The sequence below is a fragment of the Bradyrhizobium sp. SUTN9-2 genome (assembly GCF_003122645.1).
Lineage (GTDB): Bacteria > Pseudomonadota > Alphaproteobacteria > Rhizobiales > Xanthobacteraceae > Bradyrhizobium > Bradyrhizobium yuanmingense.
Genome location: NZ_LAXE01000001.1, coordinates 1231276 through 1252738 on the forward strand (window position 1 = coordinate 1231276; position 21463 = coordinate 1252738).

Sequence of the window (21463 nt, forward strand, 5' to 3'; positions counted from 1 at the left end):
CTCCGCGTACTCGATTGTCACCGTCGTCGCGGAAGCAGCCCCTCACCCCGCCCTCTCCCCGCGAAGGGGCGGGGAGAGGGAGACGAAAGATCTCTCCCCGCGTAGAGCGGGGCGAGGGAGAAGGGCCACGCTTCACTTCACCTTGGGCAGCACCTGCTTCACCACCTGCTTGCCTTCGACCACCTCGACCAGGAAGCTCTGGCGGTCGATGTCGCCGGTGTCGCTGAAGGTGACGTCCATCAAAATGCCCGGCTCGTCCGCGGCCTTGATGGTGAGGCCGTGCAGCGTGTCGGCGAACTTCTTCGGGTCGACCTTGCCCATCTTTTCCGTGGTCGCCTTCACCATGTAGACGGCGAGGTAGCCCTTCAGGCCGTTATGATCGGGGACGTAATTGTACTTCTTGGAGAACTTCTCGCGGAACGCCTTGACCAGATCGACCGGCGCGTCGGTGGTGAGGCCGACATGGCCGCGCGCGCCGTTGGCGGCATCGCCCGCGAGCTCGATCACCTTCTGGCCGATCAGCGTGGTCTCGCCCATCAGCGGCGCGGTGACGCCCTGGCGCTTCAGCTCCTTCAGGATGCGCGCGCTCTCTTCCTCGTTCAGGTAGACGAACACGGCGTCGGGATTGGCGGCCTTGATCTTGCCGACGTCGGCGGCGAAGTCGGCCTGGCCCGCTTCGGTGGAGAGATCGGCGACGACCTTGGAGCCGAGCCGGTCGAGCTCCTTGACCACGACGTCGCGGCCACCGCGGCCGAAATCGTTGTTGACCCAGACCACCGCAACGGTCTTCGCCTTCATCTCGTCGTGGATGTACTTTGCGACCTTCGGCATTGAGGATTGCTGGCCGAAGGAGGTGCGGAACAGGAACTTGTTTCCTGTCTGCGTCAGCTCGGCGGCTTCGCCGCCCATAATCTGCGCGATGCCGGCTTCGGCCGCGAGCGGCGCGGTCACCTTCACCGAGCCGGAATAACCGGGCCCGAGCAGCACATAGGGCTCGGCGTCGAGCGCCTTCTGCACCTGGGCGCGCGCCACCCCGGGGTTGGACTGCGAGTCGGCGTGGCTGACCTCGAGCTTGCGGCCGAGCACGCCGCCCTTGGCGTTGATCTCCTCGATCGCGAGGTCGATGCCGTTCTTCCAGTTGGTGCCGACGGTAGCGCCGCCGCCCGAGAGCTCCGCGACATTGGCGAGCTTGATCGCCTGGGCAAAGGCGCCCGTTGCGGTCATGACGGTGAGCAATGCGCCCACCACTAGCGTTGATTTCATCGTCCTCTCCTCCCGTTTCAAATCTTGCAAGCGGCCTTGTATCCGGCCGCTTCGCCTCAAGCTGCCTGATAGGCGGCGCTGCGCGCTGCCATCACGGCGTCGAAAGCCTCTCCCATGATCTCGGTGGATGGGGCAAGGCCTGTGAACAATTCGAAGGCGTCGGCGGCCTGGTAGATCGCGAGGTCGCGGCCGGTCATGATCTTCGCGCCTTTCTCTCGCGCTGCGGCCAGCAGCGGCGTGATCAGCGGCGAGTAGACGGCGTCGGCGACCCAAAGGTCCGCCCTGAGCAGTCTCGCCGGCACCGGCGTGTCACGGTTCGGCAGCATGCCGACCGGCGTGCCGTTGACGAGACCGGTCGCACCCTCGAGCGCATCCTCGACGCTGGCGGCGACGCGGGCGCCGCGCGGGGCGAGCATGGTGGCCAGCTTCTCGGCGCGCGCCGGCTCGCTGTCGAAAATGCGGATGTCAGCCACCTCTTGGCTCGCCAGCGCAAACGCGATGGCCTTGCCGACGCCGCCGGCGCCGATCAGGGCGATGGCGTTGCCGGAGGGCGCCAGCAATGGCGTCACCGCCCGCGCGAAGCCCGTGGTGTCGGTGTTGTGGCCGGTCAGCCGGCCGTCCCTGACCACGACAGTGTTGACCGCGCCCATGCTGGCTGCGCCCGGCGCCAGCGCGTCGAGCAGCGGCACCACCGCTTCCTTGTAGGGGTAGGTGACATTGACGCCGGCAAAGCCGAGCCGCCGGACGCCCTCAAGCATCAAGCGCAGCCCGGCCGCATCGGCGCCGGCGACCTCGATAAGCTGGTAATGGCCGCGCAGGCCGAGCGCTTCGGCGGCGCGCTCATGCATGGCGGGCGAGGCGGAATGCGCGATCGGGGCGCCGATCAGGCCGGTGAGGAGCTTCTTGCTGGCGGCGTATCCGCGTTTCGACATGGTTCGCTATCGTCTCAAGGGAGCGTCCGGCCCCGGCCATTAGCGGGGAAATCCGTGCAACTCCAGCTGCGACGATAGCCTTTCCCCCGCCTAACACAATTACCCTTTTATCTGGCAAACCTAACATCATGTTATTGCTTCCGCCCGCGGGCAGGGGCGGTCTTGCCACTGCCGCGGGACGGCTCGACCGCGCGCATCTCGGTGCGCAGGGCCTCGATGAAGTACTCCGCATGCAGCGACAGCGGCGTGCCGCGCTTGACTGCGATGTAGGTGTCGAACCGCGTCGGCTCGGCGATCTTCAGAAGCTCGATGCCGGGATAGCCGCCATGGGCGACGGTGAACTGGTCGATGATGGCGATGCCGAGCCCCGCCTTCACCAGCGCGCAGACGGTGGTGCCGAAGCGCGCGCGGATCGTGATGTTGTAGTCGAGCCGGTGGCGCGCGAAGATCCCGGCCATGATCCGGCCGTAAGGATCGTTGGGATCGATGCCGATCAGCGGATAGCGCGTGATCTCGGCGGCGGAGACCTGCTTGCGGCCGGAGAGCTCGTGGCCGGGCGGCACGATGCAATAGAGCTCGCCCGAGGCGAGCGGCATGAAGTCGAGCCCGGAATGCTCGAGCCGATAGCTCATCGCCACGCATTCGCCGCGGCCGAGCATCAGGTAGTCGATGGCTTCCTCGAGCTTGAGGATGTTGATGTCGATGCCGAGATCGGGATAGCGGCGGCGGACGCGCTCGATCGCACGCGGCACCATCACCTGCGAGATGCTCGGCACCGAGCCGATGCGCAGCTCCGACAGGCCGCCGCGGCCGATCTTGGAGATGATCTCGGAGAGGTCGTCGACCTTCTTGTAGACGCCGTTGATCTGCTCGAAGATGTTCTCCGCTTCCGGCGTCGGGAAGTAGCGGCCGTTCTGGCGCTGGAAGAAGCGGATGCCGAGCGAGCGCTCGGTGTATTTGACGAGGCGGCTGATCCCCGGCGCCGAGACGTTGAGCAGCTTCGCCGCACCGCCGATGGTGCCCGTCACCATCACGGCACGGATCACTTCGACCTGGCGCAGCGTCATCATGGCCTTGAACCGTCCCTGGCATCGACAAGAGATCGCGGCGATCATCTCACGAGAGATGCGCTGTCATCCAGCGGCAAGTGTGCGCCGATGTGGTCGGAGGCTGGCGCTTTCCCTCTCCCCTTGTGGGAGAGGGTGGATCGCCGCAGAGCGGCGAGACGGGTGAGGGTCTCTCTCCGCGACTTCAAATGGGAGTTGGATTCGCGGAGAGAGACCCTCATCCGGCGCTTCGCGCCACCTTCTCCCACAAGGGGAGAAGGGAAGCCAAAATTCGCGGTCAGAGTGTTTCGACTAAAACCCGCGCGATCAGATGGAGAGGCGTCCTCGTGACGCGATCTGTTGCTCCGGCGTCGTCTTTGCAATGGCGTTCTAGCTCGCCGGCCCTTCCGGCGACACGCTCTCGGCCAGCTCCGCGCGCTCGCTCTGCAGCACCTCGCGCGCAAACTCGATGATCTTCTGCTTGTTCGCCGTTTCGCGGACGGCAAAAAACACGCGGTTCAATTCCAGGCCGAGCACGCTGTTGAGGGCGATGTCCTCGTCTTCCATCGTTGGCTTCCCGCTTCGGATGTTCTCAGGTGTATCGTGGCGTCAATTCTGCCACAAGTAGTTAAATCCTCAGAGCGCATGAGCACCGGGAAACTACGGCCACAGCGAATTGAGGCGGTCTGTGAATACGTGCTATACGGAAGCGCGAGGGTCAGGAAACGTACGATGTCCGCCGTAGACTATGGCCGGGAGGCGCTCGACTTCATCGAAGGCCTGCAGACCTACCGCAAGGTACCAGAGGCCATGAACGCGCTCGAAGCGGCGTTCGGTCGCTTCGGCTTCGAAACCATCATCGTGACGGGGTTGCCCAATCCCGATCAGCAGTTTGCGCAGATGGTGCTCGCCAAACGCTGGCCTGCGGGATGGTTCAGCCTCTACACCGAGAAAAACTACGATCGTTTCGATCCCGTGGTGCGGTTGTGCCGGCAGTCGGTCAATCCGTTCGAGTGGTCGGAAGCGCCCTATGATGCGGAACTCGAGCCGAATGCGGCCGAGGTGATGAACCGTGCCAGCGAGTTCCGCATGTCGCGCGGCTTCATCGTGCCGATCCACGGGCTCACCGGCTACGAGGCGGCGGTCTCGCTCGGCGGCGTCCATCTCGACCTCAATGCGCGCAGCAAGCCGGCGCTGCACCTGATGGCGATGTATGGCTTCGACCATATTCGCCGCCTGCTCGAGCCGATGCCGCATTTGTCGACGCGCCTCACCCCGCGCGAGCGCGAGGTGATCGCCTGGGCTTCGCAGGGGAAGTCGGCCTGGGAAATCGGCGAGATCCTGCACATCACCCAGCGCACCGCCGAAGAGCATCTTGCAACTGCTGCGCGCAAGCTCGGCGCGGTCAACCGTACGCATGCGGTCGCGCTGGCGATTCGGAACAAGATCATCAATCCTTAAGCCGCCTTACTGGGAAATTTCCCAATACCGAAGCTGCGTCTTTTCGCAGAATCTCCCCCCATTGAGGATGAATGGGGGTTTTCATGATTCACGCAGTTTCCGCGGCAAATCGTCACCTTTATGAAGACGTAATCGAGCAGCATTTCCGGCTGCGTCACGACATCTTCGTCGAGGAGCGGCGCTGGGAGACGCTGCGCAGGCCGGATGGCCGTGAGATCGATTCCTATGACGACGAGGACACCGTCTACCTGCTGGCGCTGGAGGGCCGCCGCGTTGTGGGCGGTCATCGGCTCTATCCGACCACCAAGCCCTCGATGATGAGTGAGGTGTTTCCGCATCTGGCGGCGGTTCGCGGCTGGCCCGCCGATCCGCTAGTGTGGGAATGGTCGCGCTACTTCGTCGTGCGCGATCGCCGCGACGGCGCGCTCAACCTGCAACTGATGGCTGCGGTGCAGGAGTTCTGCCTCGACCAGGGAATCGCGCAGGTCAGCGCGATCATGGAGACCTGGTGGCTGCCGCGCTTCCACGAAGCCGGCTTCGTCGTGACGCCGCTCGGCCTACCGGCTCTGGTCGAGAACGCATGGACCATGGCGGCGACCATCGACATTCGTCGGGAGACGCTCGATGCCCTGCATCGTCGGATCGGCACGGCTTCGGTCGTGCAGCAGGACGGCCCTCGTCTCGATGCCGTCGCACGTGCCAACCTCTGCGGTCATGTTGCCGCGCAACGAAAGAGCGCCTGAGATGTCGAACGTGATGCGGGACAGCCAGATCATGGCGCAAATGAAAGACGAGGATCTCGGCTACATGTCCGACATGGCGCTCGAACTGGCGCAAATGGCGGAGGACACCGGATTGACGACGCTCGCCTATCTGTTTCGGATGGCGGCTCTGGAGGCGTCGACGGCCAACAGCGTTCTCGCCGAGCCGGACGAGCTCCCCCGGCAGATGACGTCGCACTAGACGCAGCCCTGCTCGATTTTACGACGATCGTACCCTCTCACCGCCAGCCGGTGAGAGGGTGATGCCGTTTGGCTGCGGCAGGTTGCCTCATGCCGTGCGGCAGCTTTTTTGCATTGCGCGGCGCGTCCCGGCCGCACGTGCCGAGATGCAACAAAGTGCATGTTTGATGTCGAATCGCTCTTGCCTCGGAACGATACTGCCATTACCCATTTTTCGGCCTTGAAGAGGCAGGGGGAGCTCTTTCACTGATGGCGACAGTGTTCGAACATCGGCGCGCGTCTGTATGCGCCTGAAAGAGTCCTGATGCTGCTCGTCGTCGAACAATTCTTGAATGGGTTGCAGTTCGGTCTGCTGCTGTTCCTGCTCGCCGCGGGCCTGACGCTGGTGTTCGGGATCATGGATCTCGTCAACCTCGCGCACGGCTCGCTCTATATGATGGGCGCCTATTTCGCCGCCACCTTCGCGGCGTGGACCGGCAGCTTCCTGCTCGGCGCGCTGATGGCGTTGGGCGCGACGCTCGTGCTCGGCATCGTGCTGGAGGTGAGCGCGCTGCGGCATCTCTATGGCCGCGACCATCTCGACCACGTGCTCGCGACCTTCGGCCTGATCCTGTTCTTCAACGAAGCCGTGCGGCTGATCTGGGGCCCGGCGGGCCTGGCGCTGCCGCTGCCGGCCTGGCTCACCGTGCCGGTGCCGATCCTGCCCGGCATTCACTATCCCGCCTATCGCCTCGCCATCATTGGGGTAGCGCTGCTGGTCGCGCTGCTGCTCTATCTCGGCGTGATGCGCACCCGCATCGGCATGCTGATCCGCGCCGGCGCCTCCAACCGCGAGATGATCGGCGCACTTGGCATCAACATCAAGCTGCTCTACACGCTGGTGTTCGGCCTGGGCGCCGCACTCGCGGGCCTTGCCGGGCTGATGCAGGCGCCGATCCTGACCGTGCAGATCGGCATGGGCGAGAACATCCTGATCCTCGCTTTCGTCATCATCGTGATCGGCGGCATCGGTTCGATCCGCGGCGCTTTCCTCGCTGCGATCTTCGTCGGCATGATCGACACGCTCGGCCGCGCCTTCCTTCCGAACCTGCTCCGCCAGGTGCTGAGCGGCGCCGCCGCATCCACCGCCGCGCCCGCGCTGTCCTCCATGCTGATCTATCTGCTGATGGCGATCGTGCTGGTGGTGCGGCCGGAGGGGCTGTTTCCGGCCAACCGTCGATGAAGAGTTTGAGCGTGAGCAAGGCCGTCACGGCCCTGATGCTGGCGGGCCTCGTGCTGCTGCCGCTCTACTCGCATCTGACCGGCAACATCTTCATCCTGACGCTGTTCACCCGCATCATCATCCTGGCGCTGGCGGCTGCGAGCCTCAACCTCATCATGGGATTTGCGGGCCTGATGAGCTTTGGCCATGCCGCGTATCTCGGCATCGGCGGCTATGCCGTCGGCATGCTCGCGCAGGAAGGCGTTGGGTCCGGCTTCATCCAGTTTCCGGTCGCGATTGCGGCGTCGGCGATCTATGCGCTGGTGATCGGCGCGCTGTCGCTGCGCACCCGTGGCGTCTACTTCATCATGATCACGCTGGCCTTCGCCCAGATGGCCTACTATGTCGCCTCGGGCCTGGCCCGTTACGGCGGCGACGACGGCCTGACCATCTACACGCGCAGCGACTTCTCGGGCCTGATCGATCTCGGCAACCGCACGCAGTTCTATTATCTCTGCCTCGCCTGCCTTTTCGGCGTCATGCTCCTGATATGGCGCATCGTCAACTCGCGCTTCGGTCTTGTCGTGCAGGGCCTGCGTTCCAACGAGCAGCGCATGCAGGCCATCGGCTTCCCGGCCAAGCGTTACCAACTGGTCTGCTTCGTCATATCAGGCACGATGTGCGGCCTTGCCGGCGCGCTGCTCGCCAACAACACCGATTTCGTAAGCCCGGCCGTGATGTACTGGACCCGTTCCGGCGACCTCATGGTGATGGTGATCCTGGGCGGCATGGGCACGCTGTTCGGCCCGGTCATGGGTGCGGTGGTGTTCCTGCTGCTGGAAGAACTGCTGTCGCAGATCACCGAATATTGGGCGCTGATCCTGGGCCCGCTGCTGCTGCTCATCGTCCTGTTCGGCCGCGGCGGCATCATGGGCGCACTCGGGAGGGCTGGCCGTGGCTGAACCCTTGCTCCGCGTCGAAAAGCTGGTGCGCCGCTTCGGCGGAATCATCGCGACCGACAACGTCTCGCTCGACGTCGCATCCGGCGAGCTGCACGCCATCATCGGCCCGAACGGCGCCGGCAAGACCACGCTGATTAGCCAGCTCACCGGGCATCTCGAACCGCATTCCGGCAGCGTCTCGCTGGCGGGGCGCGACATCACCTATCTGCCGGCCTATCGCCGCTGCGCGTTGGGCCTGGCGCGTTCGTTCCAGATCACCTCGCTGCTGCTCGACTTCACCGCCGCGGACAATGTCGCGCTGGCGGCGCAGGCGCATGCCGGCACCTCGTTCCGATTCTTCGCCAATGCGCGGAAAGAGAAGGGTCTGCGCGATGCCGCCCAGGCGGCGCTCGATCGCGTCGGCCTCGGCCATCGCGCCGATATCGTGGTCTCCAGGCTCAGCCACGGCGAACGCCGCGAGCTGGAGCTCGCGGTCGCGCTCGCCAGCAAGCCGAAGCTGTTGCTGCTCGACGAGCCGATGGCCGGCCTCGGCGTGACCGAATCCCAGCGCATGGTGAAGCTGCTCCAGGAGCTGCGGAAAGAGGTCTCGATCGTGCTGGTCGAGCACGACATGCCGGCGGTGTTCGCGCTGGCCGACCGCATCACGGTGCTGGTCTATGGCCGCGTCATCGCCTCCGGCGACCCGGCCGCGATCCGGGCCAATGAGGACGTCAAGCGCGCCTATCTCGGCGATCAGCATGTGGTGACGCATCATGGCTGACACGCTGCTCGAGGTCGACGGCATCGAGACCTGCTACGGCCTGTCCCAGGTGCTGTTCGGCCTGTCGCTGTCGATCAAGCCGGGCGAGATGGTCTCGCTGATGGGCCGCAACGGCATGGGCAAGACCACCACCATCCGCTCCATCATGGGCCTGACGCCGGCGCGCGCGGGCACCATTCGCTTCGCGGGCGCGGAGGTGCGGCAGCTTCCGTCCTACCGGATTGCGAAACTCGGTGTTGGTCTCGTGCCCGAGGGCCGGCAGATCTTCCCGAACCTCACCGTGCGCGAAAACCTGGTCGCGGCCGCGGCGGATCGCTTCAACAGCGATAATCCCTGGACGCTCGCCGCGATCTACGTGATGTTTCCGCGCCTCGCCGAACGCGCGTCCAACATGGGCAACCAGCTTTCCGGTGGCGAGCAGCAGATGCTCGCGATCGGCCGCGCGCTGATGACGAATCCAAAGCTCCTGATCCTGGACGAGGCGACCGAAGGCCTCGCGCCGCTGATCCGGCAGGAGATCTGGAATTGCCTGTCGCTACTCAAGAGCCGCGGACAGTCGATCCTGGTCGTCGACAAGAACGTCGACCATCTCGCCCGCATCTGCGATCGCCACTACATCATCGAGCGCGGCAAGACGGTGTGGAGCGGCACCTCCGACGAGCTGATGGCCGCGCCGGACCTGCAGCACAAATATCTGGGAATCTGAGCCCGGCTCCAGCCGCGTCGTCGTTGCGAGCACAGCAAAGCAATCCAGACTGCCGCTGCGGAAAGATCCTGGATTGCTTCGCTGCGCTCGCAATGACGGAAGAGATAACGTGAGCTCTCACCAATAAATTCCGTGCCGATGCAGCTCGCGGATCACGCGCGCCTCGGTGGACGGCTGCCGGCGCTTCGGCTTGGCGGTTTCGGCCCTCGACGCCGTCGCGGACCGGGCCGACGTTGTGGCGGCCGGAATTGCAGAGGCAGGCGCCGTCGATGCAGCTGGTGCGGTCGCCGTCGGCCCATTCGTTGTTGGCGGGGCTTGAGGCGTCTGCGCTGGAACTGGCGTCGCAGTGGCCGGCTGTTCCGCCTGCTGGCTTGCATTGCTGGCCGCCAGGCTGAGGCTCCGCGAGCCTCCGGCATTGGCCTGGCTTGCGAGCAGCGACATCGCGGCGATCAGGATCAGCTTGCTCATGGCAATCCCCGTCATCTGGTCAATCGACCTTACCCAATTCCCTTGGGCTTCATGGACCTAACGCGCGAGGCGGTGCGTGCCGATCTCGATCAGGGTGGTCCGGCAGGACAGGCGATAGATCAGGCTGAAAAGTTGACCCCACATGACCGAACTCCGTTGTTGATCAATGCAGAGAATTCTAGACCGCCTGCCTTTCCGGCGTTTTTCGCCGGGTGAGGAAAATGGCTTCGTCCGGGGGCGGCGCGATGTCGTCGCAACAGTCCGGAAGAAGTCGCCTCACGCGGGCGTGAAGCAGCGCGCCGAGCGGGGCCGATCGGATTCCGATCAAGGCCGGTAGTTCTCCCGGGATGAAGCGCCCGCAGCGCGGCAGTAACGTGCGGGCGCCTCAGCCCCGGTTATTGTATGAGCTCCGATCGCCAAGACGATCCGCCGATCCTCATCTGCTCAAAATGCAGGCGGCCAATGAAGTTCCTGGCGACACTACCTGGAATAGTCACGCTGCCTGCGGAGCACGTTTATCATTGCGTCCAGTGCCGTCGCGTCGACACGATTCGGCTGAAGTGACGCTCTGGTGGCCGGGGCGGGCCGCTTACAGCAGTTGTAGCTGCTCCCGCCGCCGCGAAACCGGTGCTATAATATCGTGAACGAGAACAGGGAGGACACCATGAACCACACCATGGTTCCCAGTGATCGCGTGGAGCACGTCGCCGTCTACGGACGCGACGGCACGAAGCTCGGCACGATCGAGCGGTTGATGCTCGACAAGATGAGCGGAACGGTTGCCTATGCCGTGATCAAGACCGGCGGGCTGCTCGGTACGCGTCACCATTATCCGCTGCAGTGGAGCGCGCTGAAATACGATCCAGCACGGCAGGCGTTCCAGACCGAGCAGACGCTGGACGAACTCAGCAGCGGCCCGTGCGAGTTCGATGGCGACGCGTTCGACTGGGGCGACCGCTCGCAGCCCTACCCGCATCCGCATTACTGGTCGGTCTAGCGAGCAAGACGGTTCGGCCGCGGAGCAGTATTTGACGCGAGCGCCCGCTATCCCGCGAGCGGCGGCTCGCCGACCTTGGGCCAATAGGTGCCGAAGCTCCAGAGCCCGCCCTCCGGATCGCGTGCGGCGAAATCGCGGCTGCCATAATCGGTCGTGTAGGGCTCCATCTCGATCTCTGCACCAGCGGATTTCACCTTCGCATAGAGCGCGTCGGGATCATCGACAGCCAGATAGACGGCATCCGTCCGCCGGCCGCCGATGTCGCCAACCAATTTGCCGTAGGCATCGTCGCGATGCGCGCCCAGCATGAGGATCGACGATCCGAACGCCAGCTCGGCGTGAACGACCGTGCCCTCCTTGCGGTACACCACCCGTTCGGTGAAGCCGAGAACGTCCTTCAGCCAGGCGATCATCGCCTCGGCATCCTTGCAGCGCATGGTGTGGTAGAGGCGCGGCGCTTCGTAGCCGTTCGGCTGGTTCATGACACTCTCCAGGTTCGGTGCAAGCTTGTTGCGAAGCCGACCCTAGTTCGGATCATGGCGGCCGGCTTGAACAAATGGGACCTGACCGTGCCTCGCGCCGTCTTGCCGCTGTTTTGGCGCTAGCCCCCGCCGTCCCGCATCAGGCGTGAATCGACGACATCGAGCCGCGCGGCCCATCCGGTCGGCGTCTCTCCGCTGAACATCCGGAAATCGCGAGCAAGATGTGCCTGGTCGGCATAGCCGGCGTCCGCGGCAATGGCCGCCCAGCCGCCTGCGCCATCCGTCCGGGCCAGGACGCAAGCGCGATGAAAGCGCAGCATCTGGGCCAGCGTCTTTGGCGGAGCGCCGATCTCGCGGTGGAAGCGGCGTGTGAGATGCTTGCGGCTCCAGCCGATGTCGGAGGCAATGTCGGCGATCCTGACCGCGCCCGCGCCTCGCCACAGCGTCTCCAGCGCGAAGGCGACCTCAGGCGAGGGCTCGTGTACGGCGCGGCGAAGCACGAAGTCTTCGACGATCTCGAATCGTCGCTGCCAGCCGGCCGCCTCGGCCACCCTGGCGCGGAGTTCCCTGCCGTGCCGTCCCAGAATGTCGTCGAGCCCGACGATCCGCGCGGTCAGATCGGGCACGGCGCCTCCGAAGAAGCGATACGCCCCGAGCGGCGTGAAATCGACCTGAACGCATTCGGCGCGCCCGTCGGATTCGATCACGACCGGCCCAGGAAACAGACCCGCTGCGAAACTCGGCCGCGCATCGGCGGTGTCCGGTCGGTGTCCGAGCGCGATGCGGAAGGGCGTTCCCAAATTCACCAGCAGAGGCAGTGCAAGCGGCGCGGCGTGGCGGAAGGCGGCCAAGCCGATCCCGCGCTCGCGGTAGAAGGAAATGCTGGAGATCAGCCGCGCAAGACGCGGCGAGGGCGGTCGACGGATGACATCGGGAGGTGCGTCCATCACGCGCTAACGCTCCGTCGCTTCGCGCTCCATGCGTATGGTGTCGCGGAGCATGTCGGTCATGCCTGGAGCTTAGCAGGCGATCGCAGCGGAACTCAAATGACCCGGTGCGTGGCACGCCGTCGAATTGCGCCGAAGCGCTGCCGCCCCGTCACGGCCGGTTGCGCATCCAGTCGGCCAGGCCCGCTATCGCCTTGTCGAGATCCTGGCGCGCGGCGGCGTCCGTGATCGTCTCCTCCAGCGCGCCGCGCATGCAGAGCATCCAGGCGTCGCGCTCGGCGTCCCCAATGGCGAAGCCGAAATGGCGCTGGCGCAGCCGCGGATGACCTTTCTCGGGTGTATAGAGCCGCGGGCCACCGGTCCATTCGGTGAGATAGCGCTTCAGCACGTCCCTGATCAGGCCGAGGTCGTCCGCATGCATGGCGCGGATGATCTTCGCCTCCGGCAGCGTGTCCATGCGGTCGTAGAAGCGGTCGACGAGGGCGTCGATCGTGGCGCTGCCGCCGATCCGCTCGAACATGGAGGTGGCGACGTCGGTGGACGTCATCGCTACAGCGCCACGCTGCGCAGGCCGAAGCTGCGGGCTTCGTTCTGCAGCACCGGCCGCACCGCATCGATCAGGCGTGCGGCGGCGGCATCGACGGAGAGGCCGGCGGTATCCACCACCGCGGTCGCGCGCGAATACAACGGCTCGCGGCTGAGCAGGATGTTGCGCAGCTCCGTCATCGCCGAGCGATCATCAGCCATCGGGCGTAGATCGCCCTGGCGACGCACGCGCGCCATGTGCTCCTCGGGCTCGGCCTTCAGCCAGATCGTGTAGAACGAGGAGAGGACCTGGTCGAAGGTCAGGGGCTCGGAGACGATGCCGCCGCCGGTTGCCAGCACCATCAGCTCGTTGCGCGCGAGCAGCTGTTGCAGTGCCGCCTGCTCCATGCGGCGAAAGCCTTCCTGGCCGTACAGCGCGATGATCTCGGCGACCGAGAGCCCGTTCTGCTGCTCGACCTCCTTGTTGAGCTCGACGAAACTCCAGCCGATCCTCTTCGCCAGCATCCGCCCAAGTGTGGACTTGCCGGCGCCGCGCAGGCCGATCAGCGCGATCCCGCAGAACGGCGCGCGCCGGGGCGCGGTTGCGCTGCCGCCGGCGAGCAGATCCTTGGCCTGAGCAATCTGCGCGGGCGTCGCCTTGCGCAGGAGGTCGCGAAACACCTGCCAGTCCGGGGTCGGATCGGCGCTGGGCAGCAAATCTTCGAGATGGGCGCCCATCGCGTCGGAGACGCGGCGCAGCAGCACGATCGAGACATTGCCCTTGCCGCTCTCGAGCTGCGCGATGTAGCGCTCCGAAATTCCCGACACCTTGGCGAGTACTTTGCGCGACATGCCCCGCAGCGCGCGCATGGTGCGCACACGCTGGCCGAGTTGTTCGAGGAAGCGGGATTCGGCGTCGGGACTTTCGGTCATGAGTCTTCTTTACAGGGGTCCTGCGGCGCGTTTTAATGAAACATAGTGCCTGCTGGCATTGACAGCAAGCCGCCGTGGTGTCTTTCTATGAATTATAATTCTAAATTCTGGGGAGATGTCCGTGAGCGAGGGATCCTATAACGCGGTGACCTGGCTGCTCGACCGTAACGTCGACGAAGGCAGGGGCAGCAAGCTCGCCTTCGACGATACCGTCTCGCGACTCACCTATGGCGAGCTCCAGCAACAGACCCGGCGCGCCGCCAACATGCTGCGCCGGCTCGGCGTCCGCCGCGAGGAGCGCGTGGCGATGATCATGCAGGATACGGTCGATTTCCCGATCGTGTTCCTGGGCGCGATCCGCGCCGGCATCGTGCCGGTGCCGCTCAACACGCTGCTGACCGCGGACCAATACGCCTACATCCTCGCCGACTGCCGCGCGCGCGTGCTGTTCGTGTCCGAAGCGCTCTATCCCGTCATCAAGGACGTTGTCGGCCGCATGCCGGATCTCGAGCATGTCGTGGTCTCCGGCGCCAAGCAGAACGGCCACAAGCAGCTTGCCGAAGAGCTCGCTGGCGAGAACGATCAGTTCACCACCGCCGTGACGCATCCGGACGAGCCGGCGTTCTGGCTGTACTCGTCGGGCTCGACGGGCATGCCGAAGGGCGTGCGCCATTTGCATTCCAATTTGCAGGCCACTGCCGACACCTATGCCAAGCAGGTGCTCGGCATCCGTGAGAGCGATGTGTGTCTCTCCGCGGCGAAATTGTTTTTCGCCTATGGCCTCGGCAATGCGCTGACCTTCCCGATGTCGGTCGGCGCCAGCGTGATCCTCAACAGCGAGCGGCCGACGCCGGCGCGCATGTTCGACCTGATGAATCGCTACAATCCCTCGATCTTCTATGGCGTGCCGACCTTGTTCGCCGCGATGCTCAACGACGAGACCATGAAGAGCGAGCGCGGCGGCAAGGCTTTGCGCATCTGCACCTCCGCCGGCGAGGCGCTGCCGGAATCCGTCGGCCACAGCTGGAAGGCACGGTTCGGTGTCGACATTCTCGACGGCGTCGGCTCGACCGAGCTGTTGCACATTTTTCTGTCGAACGCGCCCGGCGACATCAAATACGGCTCGTCCGGCAAGCCGGTGCCCGGCTATGCGGTGCGGCTCGTCAACGAGGCCGGGCAGGACGTCGCCGACGGCGAGGTCGGCGAGCTCCTGGTCGATGCGCCCTCGGCCGGCGAGGGCTACTGGAACCAGCGCCACAAGAGCCGCCGCACCTTCGAGGGGCCGTGGACCCGCACCGGCGACAAATACATTCGTGACGCCGACGGCCGCTTCACGTTCTGCGGCCGCGCCGACGACATGTTCAAGGTCTCCGGCATCTGGGTCTCGCCGTTCGAAGTGGAGAGCGCGCTGATCACGCATCCGGCCGTGCTGGAAGCTGCCGTCGTGCCCGAGGCCGATCCGGAAGGCCTCCTGAAGCCGAAAGCCTTCGTCGTGTTGCGCCCAGGCGCAAAGACGACGGACTTGCAGGAGATGCTCAAGGAGCACGTCAAGCAGAAGATCGGCCCCTGGAAATATCCGCGCTGGATCGATGTGGTGGACTCGCTGCCGAAGACCGCGACCGGAAAGATCCAAAGGTTCAAGCTGCGGGAAGGCGCGCGTTAATTGGCCACCTGCAACAGGCCGTGATGGCCGGGCTTGACCTGGCCATCCACGCGCCGCCACGCGTGAGAAAAGACGTGGATGCCCGGGTCAAGCCCGGGCATGACGATCGAGAGAGAAGAGCGCAGAAATGACCAATCTCACCCCCACCGGCTTCCTCGACATCGACGGCGCCAGCCTCGAATACAGATGGCTCGCGCCGCCAGTCCCCGACGCGCCCACCATCGTGATGCTGCATGAGGGCCTCGGCTGCGTCGGCCTCTGGGGTGATTTCCCCGAGAAGCTGCAGCAGGCCACGGGCGCGGGCATCTTCGCCTATTCGCGCGCAGGCTACGGCCAGTCCAGCCCGGTCGCGCTGCCGCGGGCGCTCGACTACATGCATCGTGAGGCGCTGGACGTGTTGCCGAAGCTGCTCGACATGATCGGGTTCAAGCGCGGCCTCCTGCTCGGCCATTCCGACGGTGCCTCGATCGCCACCATCTATGCCGGGGCTCATCAGGATCATCGCGTGAGCGGCCTCGTGCTGATCGCGCCGCATTTCATCGTCGAGGACATCTCGATCAAATCCATCGCCGCGATCAAGACGACGTTCGAGACCACGGACCTCAAGACAAAGCTGGCGCGCTGGCACAAGGACGTCGACAACGCCTTCCACGGCTGGAACGGCGCCTGGCTCGATCCAAAGTTCCGCGATTGGGATATCTCCGAATACCTCGCCTACATCCGCGTGCCCGTGATGATCGTGCAGGGCGCAGACGACCAATATGGGACCCTGCGCCAGGCGGAGATCGCGCAGGAAGAATGTTACTGCCCGGTTGATCTGAAAATCATTGCCGGCGCGGCGCATTCCCCGCATCGCGAGGCCGCGGGGCCGACGCTCGATGCCATCATGCAGTTTGCAAAGGCCGCCTTGCGGGACGATCCGGGGCTTCAGGCTGCATGAAACCCATGCGCGCCTAGATGAAGCAAAGTGCATATGAGGTCGCGATTCGGGCTAGACTAACCTAACTAGATGCACTATTGTGCATCTAACGCTCCAAATGCATAACCAAGCTTAAGGGTGGCTCATGGCCGGGGAAGATCGGCGCCTCGCAGGCGGCGCGACATTCATCGATTTCCAGACCGAACCGTCCCGCTACAAGCATTGGAAGCTCGCGGTTGACGGCGACGTCGCCACGTTGACGATGGACGTCGACGAGAATGGCGGCCTGTTCGAGGGCTACCAGCTCAAGCTCAATTCCTACGACCTTGGCGTCGACATTGAGCTCGCCGACGCGATCCAGCGCCTGCGCTTCGAGCATCCCGAGGTGAAGGTCGTGGTGCTGCGCTCGGCCAAGAACCGCGTGTTCTGCGCCGGCGCCAACATCCGCATGCTCGCGGGCTCGACCCATGCCCACAAGGTGAACTTTTGCAAGTTCACCAACGAGACCCGCAACGGCATGGAAGATTCGTCGGAGAATTCCGGCCAGCGCTTCATCACGGTCGTGAACGGCTCCGCCGCCGGCGGCGGCTATGAGCTCGCGCTCGCGACCGATCACATCATCCTCGCCGACGACGGCTCGTCCGCCGTCGCGCTGCCCGAAGTGCCGCTGCTCGCGGTGCTGCCGGGCACCGGCGGCCTTACGCGGGTGGTCGACAAGCGCAAGGTGCGGCGCGACCACGCCGATGTCTTCTGCACCATCGAGGAAGGCGTGAAGGGCAAGCGCGCCGTGCAATGGCGCCTCGTCGACGAGATCGCGCCGAACTCCAAGCTCGAGGCCAAGATCGCCGAGCGCGCCAAGGAATTCGCAGGCCAATCGAAGCGCAAGGGCAGCGGCAAGGGCATCGCGCTGACGCCGCTCAGGCGCCTGATCGACGAGAACAGCATCCGCTACGGCTTCGTCACCGTCGATATCGATCGCACCGCGCGCATCGCCACCATCTCGATCAAGGCGCCGGAGACCGCGCCGCCCGCCGACATCGACGGCATGATGGCGCAAGGCGCCTCGTTCTGGCCGCTGCAAGTGGCGCGCGAGCTCGACGACGCCATCCTGCATCTGCGCATCAACGAGCTTGAGATCGCGATGCTTGTCTTCAAGAGCCATGGCGACCGCGCCCATGTGCTCGCCAGCGATGCTTTCCTCGAAGCCAACAAGGCGCATTGGCTGGTCAACGAGATCAGGCATTACTGGAAGCGCGTGCTCAAGCGCGTCGACGTCACTTCGCGTACGCTGGTGACGCTGGTCGAGCCCGGCTCCTGCTTTGCCGGCACGCTCGCCGAGCTCGTCTTTGCCGCCGACCGCTCCTACATGCTGATCGGCACCCGCCAGGGCGACAATCGTCCGCCGCCGTCGATCGAGCTGTCCGCCATGAATTTCGGCCCCTATCCGATGAGCCACGGCCTGACACGGCTGGAATCGCGCTTTCAGGCCGATCCGTCCGATTTGGAGCGCGCGGAAGCAACGCTCGGCACCAGCCTCGATGCGGAGCAGGCCGAAGAGCTCGGCCTCGTCACCTTCGCGCTCGACGACATCGACTGGGACGACGAGGTCCGCGTGTTCCTCGAGGAGCGCGCCAGCTTCTCGCCCGACAGCCTCACCGGCATGGAAGCGAGCCTGCGCTTCGTCGGCCCCGAGACGATGGAATCGAAGATCTTCGCGCGCCTCACCGCCTGGCAAAACTGGATCTTCCAGCGCCCGAACGCCGTCGGCGAGGAAGGCGCGCTGCGCCGCTACGGCAGCGGCCAGAAACCAAAATTCGATATGACGCGAGTCTAGCGAATAGGGAGTGGCGAATAGCGAATAGGGGAATTCCATTCGCTACTCGCCATTCGCCATTCGCGCCCTTCAAACGAGTAAGTCCCCCACGGGAGGTCCACATGAACATGAACATCATGAACGTCGACTACTCGACCAAGATTCCCAACAACGTCAATCTCGCTGAAGACCGCCAGGTGCTCAAAGCGCTGGAAGGCTGGCACCCCGGCTATATGGATTGGTGGAGCGACATGGGCCCCGAGGGCTTCCAGGAATCGCTGGTCTATTTGCGCACCGCCTACTCCGTCGATCCGCGCGGCTGGGCCAAGTTCGACTATGTCCGCATGCCCGAATATCGCTGGGGCATTCTCCTTGCGCCGCAGGAAGAGAACCGCGTCGTGCCGTTCGGCGAGCATTATGGCGAGCCGGCCTGGCAGGAAGTGCCGGGCGAGCATCGCGCCATGCTGCGCCGCCTGATCGTGATCCAGGGCGACACCGAGCCCGCTTCGGTCGAGCAGCAGCGCCATCTCGGTAAGACCGCGCCCTCGCTCTACGACATGCGCAATCTGTTCCAGGTCAACGTCGAGGAAGGCCGTCACCTCTGGGCGATGGTCTACCTGCTGCAAAAGTATTTCGGCCGCGACGGCCGTGAGGAGGCCGACGATCTCTTGCGCCGCCGCTCCGGCGATGCCGACTCGCCGCGCATGCTGGGCGCGTTCAACGAAGCGACGCCGGACTGGCTGTCCTTCTTCATGTTCACCTATTTCACCGACCGCGACGGCAAGATGCAGCTGCACTCGCTCGCGCAGTCCGGCTTCGATCCCCTGTCGCGCACCTGCCGCTTCATGCTGACGGAGGAAGCGCACCACATGTTCGTCGGCGAGACCGGCATCACCCGCGTCGTGCAGCGCACCTGCGATGCGATGAAGGCGGCCGGCATCACCGATCCCACCGACATCGCGAAGGTCCGCGCGCTCGGCGTGATCGATCTTCCGACCATCCAGAAGAAGCTGAACCTGCACTACACGCTGTCGCTCGACCTGTTCGGCTCGGAAGTCTCGACCAACGCGGCCAACGCGTTCAACGCCGGCATCAAGGGCCGCTACCACGAGACGCAGATCGACGACGATCACCAGCTCAAGAATTCGACCTATCCGGTGCTCAAGCTGATCAACGGCGAAGTCAAGCTGGTCGACGAGCCGGCGCTGACCGCGCTCAACATGCGCCTGCGCGACGATTACAGCCAGGATTGCGTCAAGGGCATGCTGCGCTGGAACAAGGTAATCTCGACCGCCGGCTACGACTTCAAGCTGACGCTGCCCAACGTCGCCTTCCACCGCCACATCGGCGAGTTCAAGGACGTGCACGCGACGCCCGACGGCATCCTGATCGACGATGCGACCTGGGCCAAGCGCAAGGACGAATGGCTGCCGTCGGCCAGCGACGGCGACTTCATCACCTCCCTGATGCAGCCCGTCACCGAGACCGGCAAGTTCGCCTCCTGGATCTCGCCGCCCAAGGTCGGCATCGACAACAAGCCGGGCGATTTCGAGTATGTGAAGATCGAGTCGTGAGGGCGCTTGCGACGCACCACGACTGTTCCACACCCACAGTGTCATCGCCCGGCTCGACCGGGCGATCCGGTATTCCAGAGGCGGCTGTGATAGACGCGAGGCGCCGCGGCGTACTCACGCGCCAGCCTGCCCACCGCCTGCTTGCCCCAAGAACAAAGCTATTCGGGTAGTCCCGCCTTGATCATCGCTTCCAAGAGTTCCGCTCTAAGCTTGGGCGAATAGTGCGGGGCAGCCACAGTTGATCGTCGAGAGCCAGAAGATCGGCGGAGAATTTCTGCCATCAGCCTTTGAGCGTCGTCCAATCGTCCAGCGCCCACGTAGCAGAGGATGGCCTGAGCCATTCCTACATTAAACGCCGGGGGGAAGGCTCGAACGGCTTTGTCAGCCCACTCACCCGCTTCGGCATGTCTGCCGGCGTTGTGATGCGCTAGGGCAAGTCCCAGCATTGCGTTGTAGTTGAAAGGATCGCGCGGACTTAGGTGCAGAGCCAGCTCAAGGTCCGCAACGGCGGCATCGGATTCGCCTTGCCAACCTCGAATGAGGCCCCGCGCGTGAAGTGCGGGTCCATAGGTTGGATTGAAATGGATAGCGCGCTCGACCAATTCAACCCCGCCATTGAGGTCGAGCGCGAACCAGAACAGGAGAAAGCCCACAACGGTTAAGGCCATTGCGTCGTCTGCCCCGAGCTCCTTTAAACGTTCGGCAATCTGCAAGACCTGAGCGTTGTCTTCGACAAAGTCTCCAGGCCAATTGTTGGCCCTTCGCCACGCTATGCAAGTTGCAGCGCCGCCATACGCAGGCGCAAAACTGGGATCAAGAGCAATCGCTTGCTCGAAATGCCTAGAGGCAGCTTCATTATTCTGTGGAGTGGTCGGGAAACGAATATGAGGCAAACCGCGATAATACGCTGTCACCGCATCGATGTTACCGGTCCTTTTTCGACTGGCTCTGTCGATCTCGGCACGATCGACTTCTGGAGCGATGGCCCCGACCACGTGTAGCGCGACCTGGTCCTGTAAATCGAAAACGTTTCCCAAAGCACCTTCAAACCGATCGGCCCAAAGGTGCGCGCCAGTTGCAACATCGATCAATTGTGCATTGATTCTTAGCTGCGACCCTCCCTTGCGCACACTGCCTTCGAGCACGTATCGCACGCCAAGCTCCTGTCCGACGCGCTTGATGTCGACAGCCTTACCTTTGTAGGTGAACGAGGAGTTGCGAGCGATGACAGAGAGCGTCCTGAAGCGCGAGAGAGCAGTAATGATATCGTCAACCAACCCATCGGCGAAGTATTCTTGTTCTGGACGGGCCGGCATGGATTGGAACGGCAACACGGCAATCGCGGGTTTGTCGGACGGCGCGGGAGCTAGTGTCGAGGGTTGAAGTGCGTCATTTGGGACCGCAGCGTCATCCTGTCCGCCGATTTCCTGCACGCTGCCAATGAAGCGAAAACCCTTCCTCTGTAGCGTCTTAATGAGGCGCTGCTGATCGCCGGCATCATGGATTGCGGCGCGCGCTGCATTGAGGCGGGTCGCAAGCGCGGCATCCGAGATGGCGCGGCCGCCCCAAATGGCGGAAATCAGATCGTCCTTGCTAACCACACGCTGGCGGTTGCGGATCAAGTAGAGAAGCACGTCGAAGGCCTGCGGCGTCACCGAAACCGCATCGATCCCCCTGCGCAGCTCCCGCTTGTCGGCGTCGAGCGCAAAGTCTTCAAACAGATAGCGCATCAGCTCGTCCGTTCCTCCAGCAGCGCGAGCGTAGCACAGCCCAGCAAGCGGGGGAGCGCGCGAAATCAGCCGTCGGTAATGAAAATGTAAGCGGTCTGTAAAGTGTTGCCGTCGCGCTT

General features: G+C 64.2%; 22 protein-coding genes. 12 read left to right on the forward strand and 10 right to left on the reverse strand.

Annotation, left to right across the window (positions count from 1 at the left end; translation table 11 throughout):
* Nucleotides 1–132: 132 nt before the first annotated feature.
* The 4 genes from XF30_RS05740 to XF30_RS05755 form a co-directional block, all read right to left on the reverse strand.
* Nucleotides 133–1263, reverse strand: coding sequence for an ABC transporter substrate-binding protein (locus XF30_RS05740; RefSeq protein ID WP_036001805.1), 1131 nt, complete (start codon nucleotides 1261–1263; stop codon nucleotides 133–135).
* A gap of 56 nt (nucleotides 1264–1319) precedes the next feature.
* A complete protein-coding gene (locus XF30_RS05745; RefSeq protein WP_109142167.1) occupies nucleotides 1320–2195 on the reverse strand; it encodes a shikimate dehydrogenase in 876 nt (291 codons plus the stop codon).
* Between the two features lie 131 nt (nucleotides 2196–2326).
* Nucleotides 2327–3265 (reverse strand): LysR family transcriptional regulator, encoded by a 939-nt coding sequence (locus XF30_RS05750; protein ID WP_109142168.1) that lies wholly within the window; start codon nucleotides 3263–3265, stop codon nucleotides 2327–2329.
* 366 nt (nucleotides 3266–3631) lie between these two features.
* A complete protein-coding gene (locus XF30_RS05755; RefSeq protein ID WP_036001797.1) occupies nucleotides 3632–3808 on the reverse strand; it encodes a hypothetical protein in 177 nt (58 codons plus the stop codon).
* 165 nt (nucleotides 3809–3973) lie between these two features.
* Here XF30_RS05755 and XF30_RS05760 point away from each other — a divergent pair, with 165 nt between their 5' ends.
* From XF30_RS05760 to XF30_RS05790, 7 genes are all read left to right on the forward strand, one after another.
* Nucleotides 3974–4702, forward strand: coding sequence for a helix-turn-helix transcriptional regulator (locus XF30_RS05760; protein ID WP_057028468.1), 729 nt, complete (start codon nucleotides 3974–3976; stop codon nucleotides 4700–4702).
* Between the two features lie 83 nt (nucleotides 4703–4785).
* On the forward strand, nucleotides 4786–5445 hold the full coding sequence (locus tag XF30_RS05765; protein ID WP_192893045.1) for an acyl-homoserine-lactone synthase: 660 nt from the start codon (nucleotides 4786–4788) through the stop codon (nucleotides 5443–5445).
* 1 nt (nucleotide 5446) lies between these two features.
* A complete protein-coding gene (locus XF30_RS05770; RefSeq protein WP_036001783.1) occupies nucleotides 5447–5665 on the forward strand; it encodes a hypothetical protein in 219 nt (72 codons plus the stop codon).
* Between the two features lie 303 nt (nucleotides 5666–5968).
* Nucleotides 5969–6886: a branched-chain amino acid ABC transporter permease gene (locus tag XF30_RS05775; RefSeq protein ID WP_036001780.1), complete on the forward strand. Its 918-nt coding sequence runs from the start codon at nucleotides 5969–5971 to the stop codon at nucleotides 6884–6886.
* Nucleotides 6883–7827 (forward strand): branched-chain amino acid ABC transporter permease, encoded by a 945-nt coding sequence (locus tag XF30_RS05780; protein WP_109142170.1) that lies wholly within the window; start codon nucleotides 6883–6885, stop codon nucleotides 7825–7827. The genes XF30_RS05775 and XF30_RS05780 overlap by 4 nt, the downstream gene beginning before the upstream one ends.
* Nucleotides 7820–8587, forward strand: a complete 768-nt coding sequence (locus XF30_RS05785; protein ID WP_036001772.1) for an ABC transporter ATP-binding protein — start codon at nucleotides 7820–7822, stop codon at nucleotides 8585–8587. Before XF30_RS05780 ends, XF30_RS05785 begins: the two co-directional genes overlap by 8 nt.
* Nucleotides 8580–9293: an ABC transporter ATP-binding protein gene (locus XF30_RS05790; RefSeq protein WP_036001768.1), complete on the forward strand. Its 714-nt coding sequence runs from the start codon at nucleotides 8580–8582 to the stop codon at nucleotides 9291–9293. Before XF30_RS05785 ends, XF30_RS05790 begins: the two co-directional genes overlap by 8 nt.
* A 117-nt stretch (nucleotides 9294–9410) precedes the next feature.
* Here XF30_RS05790 and XF30_RS05795 read toward each other — a convergent pair whose 3' ends face one another.
* Nucleotides 9411–9761: a hypothetical protein gene (locus tag XF30_RS05795; protein WP_109142171.1), complete on the reverse strand. Its 351-nt coding sequence runs from the start codon at nucleotides 9759–9761 to the stop codon at nucleotides 9411–9413.
* A 664-nt stretch (nucleotides 9762–10425) separates the two neighbouring features.
* Between XF30_RS05795 and XF30_RS05800 the strand changes: the two genes are divergently transcribed.
* Nucleotides 10426–10758: a PRC-barrel domain-containing protein gene (locus XF30_RS05800; protein WP_109145586.1), complete on the forward strand. Its 333-nt coding sequence runs from the start codon at nucleotides 10426–10428 to the stop codon at nucleotides 10756–10758.
* 47 nt (nucleotides 10759–10805) lie between these two features.
* Here the strand turns inward: XF30_RS05800 and XF30_RS05805 are convergent, their stop codons facing one another.
* The 4 genes from XF30_RS05805 to XF30_RS05820 form a co-directional block, all read right to left on the reverse strand.
* The gene (locus tag XF30_RS05805) at nucleotides 10806–11240 is read right to left on the reverse strand and encodes a VOC family protein (RefSeq protein WP_109142172.1); all 435 of its coding nucleotides are present in this window, start codon (nucleotides 11238–11240) and stop codon (nucleotides 10806–10808) included.
* A gap of 119 nt (nucleotides 11241–11359) precedes the next feature.
* Entirely contained in the window at nucleotides 11360–12091 is a 732-nt protein-coding gene (locus XF30_RS05810; protein ID WP_225113437.1) for an AraC family transcriptional regulator, read from the reverse strand.
* A 247-nt stretch (nucleotides 12092–12338) separates the two neighbouring features.
* Nucleotides 12339–12734, reverse strand: coding sequence for a group II truncated hemoglobin (locus XF30_RS05815; protein WP_057028463.1), 396 nt, complete (start codon nucleotides 12732–12734; stop codon nucleotides 12339–12341).
* 2 nt (nucleotides 12735–12736) lie between these two features.
* Nucleotides 12737–13645 (reverse strand): helix-turn-helix transcriptional regulator, encoded by a 909-nt coding sequence (locus XF30_RS05820; RefSeq protein ID WP_036001723.1) that lies wholly within the window; start codon nucleotides 13643–13645, stop codon nucleotides 12737–12739.
* Between the two features lie 121 nt (nucleotides 13646–13766).
* Here XF30_RS05820 and XF30_RS05825 point away from each other — a divergent pair, with 121 nt between their 5' ends.
* The 4 genes from XF30_RS05825 (at nucleotide 13767) to boxB (ending at nucleotide 19614) form a co-directional block, all read left to right on the forward strand.
* Nucleotides 13767–15308: a benzoate-CoA ligase family protein gene (locus tag XF30_RS05825; protein ID WP_109145587.1), complete on the forward strand. Its 1542-nt coding sequence runs from the start codon at nucleotides 13767–13769 to the stop codon at nucleotides 15306–15308.
* 127 nt (nucleotides 15309–15435) lie between these two features.
* The gene (locus XF30_RS05830; RefSeq protein WP_109142173.1) at nucleotides 15436–16248 is read left to right on the forward strand and encodes an alpha/beta fold hydrolase; all 813 of its coding nucleotides are present in this window, start codon (nucleotides 15436–15438) and stop codon (nucleotides 16246–16248) included.
* 124 nt (nucleotides 16249–16372) lie between these two features.
* Nucleotides 16373–18061: a 2,3-epoxybenzoyl-CoA dihydrolase gene (gene boxC / locus XF30_RS05835; protein WP_109142174.1), complete on the forward strand. Its 1689-nt coding sequence runs from the start codon at nucleotides 16373–16375 to the stop codon at nucleotides 18059–18061.
* A 101-nt stretch (nucleotides 18062–18162) separates the two neighbouring features.
* Complete coding sequence (boxB, locus tag XF30_RS05840; RefSeq protein ID WP_109142175.1) at nucleotides 18163–19614, forward strand: benzoyl-CoA 2,3-epoxidase subunit BoxB; 1452 nt, start codon at nucleotides 18163–18165, stop codon at nucleotides 19612–19614.
* Between the two features lie 158 nt (nucleotides 19615–19772).
* Here the strand turns inward: boxB and XF30_RS05845 are convergent, their stop codons facing one another.
* A complete protein-coding gene (locus XF30_RS05845) occupies nucleotides 19773–21344 on the reverse strand; it encodes a winged helix-turn-helix domain-containing protein (protein ID WP_158284332.1) in 1572 nt (523 codons plus the stop codon).
* Between the last annotated feature and the right edge of the window lie 119 nt (nucleotides 21345–21463).

What these genes read in the sequence shown, in the direction of transcription:
- XF30_RS05740 (WP_036001805.1), bottom strand. Translation starts at nt 1,263, where the DNA reads ATGAAATCAACGCTAGTGGTGGGCGCATTGCTCACCGTCATGACCGCA.
- XF30_RS05745 (WP_109142167.1), bottom strand. Translation starts at nt 2,195, where the DNA reads ATGTCGAAACGCGGATACGCCGCCAGCAAGAAGCTCCTCACCGGCCTG.
- XF30_RS05750 (WP_109142168.1), bottom strand. Translation starts at nt 3,265, where the DNA reads ATGATGACGCTGCGCCAGGTCGAAGTGATCCGTGCCGTGATGGTGACG.
- XF30_RS05755 (WP_036001797.1), bottom strand. Translation starts at nt 3,808, where the DNA reads ATGGAAGACGAGGACATCGCCCTCAACAGCGTGCTCGGCCTGGAATTG.
- XF30_RS05760 (WP_057028468.1), top strand. Translation starts at nt 3,974, where the DNA reads ATGTCCGCCGTAGACTATGGCCGGGAGGCGCTCGACTTCATCGAAGGC.
- XF30_RS05765 (WP_192893045.1), top strand. Translation starts at nt 4,786, where the DNA reads ATGATTCACGCAGTTTCCGCGGCAAATCGTCACCTTTATGAAGACGTA.
- XF30_RS05770 (WP_036001783.1), top strand. Translation starts at nt 5,447, where the DNA reads ATGTCGAACGTGATGCGGGACAGCCAGATCATGGCGCAAATGAAAGAC.
- XF30_RS05775 (WP_036001780.1), top strand. Translation starts at nt 5,969, where the DNA reads ATGCTGCTCGTCGTCGAACAATTCTTGAATGGGTTGCAGTTCGGTCTG.
- XF30_RS05780 (WP_109142170.1), top strand. Translation starts at nt 6,883, where the DNA reads ATGAAGAGTTTGAGCGTGAGCAAGGCCGTCACGGCCCTGATGCTGGCG.
- XF30_RS05790 (WP_036001768.1), top strand. Translation starts at nt 8,580, where the DNA reads ATGGCTGACACGCTGCTCGAGGTCGACGGCATCGAGACCTGCTACGGC.
- XF30_RS05795 (WP_109142171.1), bottom strand. Translation starts at nt 9,761, where the DNA reads ATGAGCAAGCTGATCCTGATCGCCGCGATGTCGCTGCTCGCAAGCCAG.
- XF30_RS05800 (WP_109145586.1), top strand. Translation starts at nt 10,426, where the DNA reads ATGAACCACACCATGGTTCCCAGTGATCGCGTGGAGCACGTCGCCGTC.
- XF30_RS05805 (WP_109142172.1), bottom strand. Translation starts at nt 11,240, where the DNA reads ATGAACCAGCCGAACGGCTACGAAGCGCCGCGCCTCTACCACACCATG.
- XF30_RS05815 (WP_057028463.1), bottom strand. Translation starts at nt 12,734, where the DNA reads ATGACGTCCACCGACGTCGCCACCTCCATGTTCGAGCGGATCGGCGGC.
- XF30_RS05820 (WP_036001723.1), bottom strand. Translation starts at nt 13,645, where the DNA reads ATGACCGAAAGTCCCGACGCCGAATCCCGCTTCCTCGAACAACTCGGC.
- XF30_RS05830 (WP_109142173.1), top strand. Translation starts at nt 15,436, where the DNA reads ATGACCAATCTCACCCCCACCGGCTTCCTCGACATCGACGGCGCCAGC.
- boxC (WP_109142174.1), top strand. Translation starts at nt 16,373, where the DNA reads ATGGCCGGGGAAGATCGGCGCCTCGCAGGCGGCGCGACATTCATCGAT.
- boxB (WP_109142175.1), top strand. Translation starts at nt 18,163, where the DNA reads ATGAACATGAACATCATGAACGTCGACTACTCGACCAAGATTCCCAAC.
- XF30_RS05845 (WP_158284332.1), bottom strand. Translation starts at nt 21,344, where the DNA reads ATGCGCTATCTGTTTGAAGACTTTGCGCTCGACGCCGACAAGCGGGAG.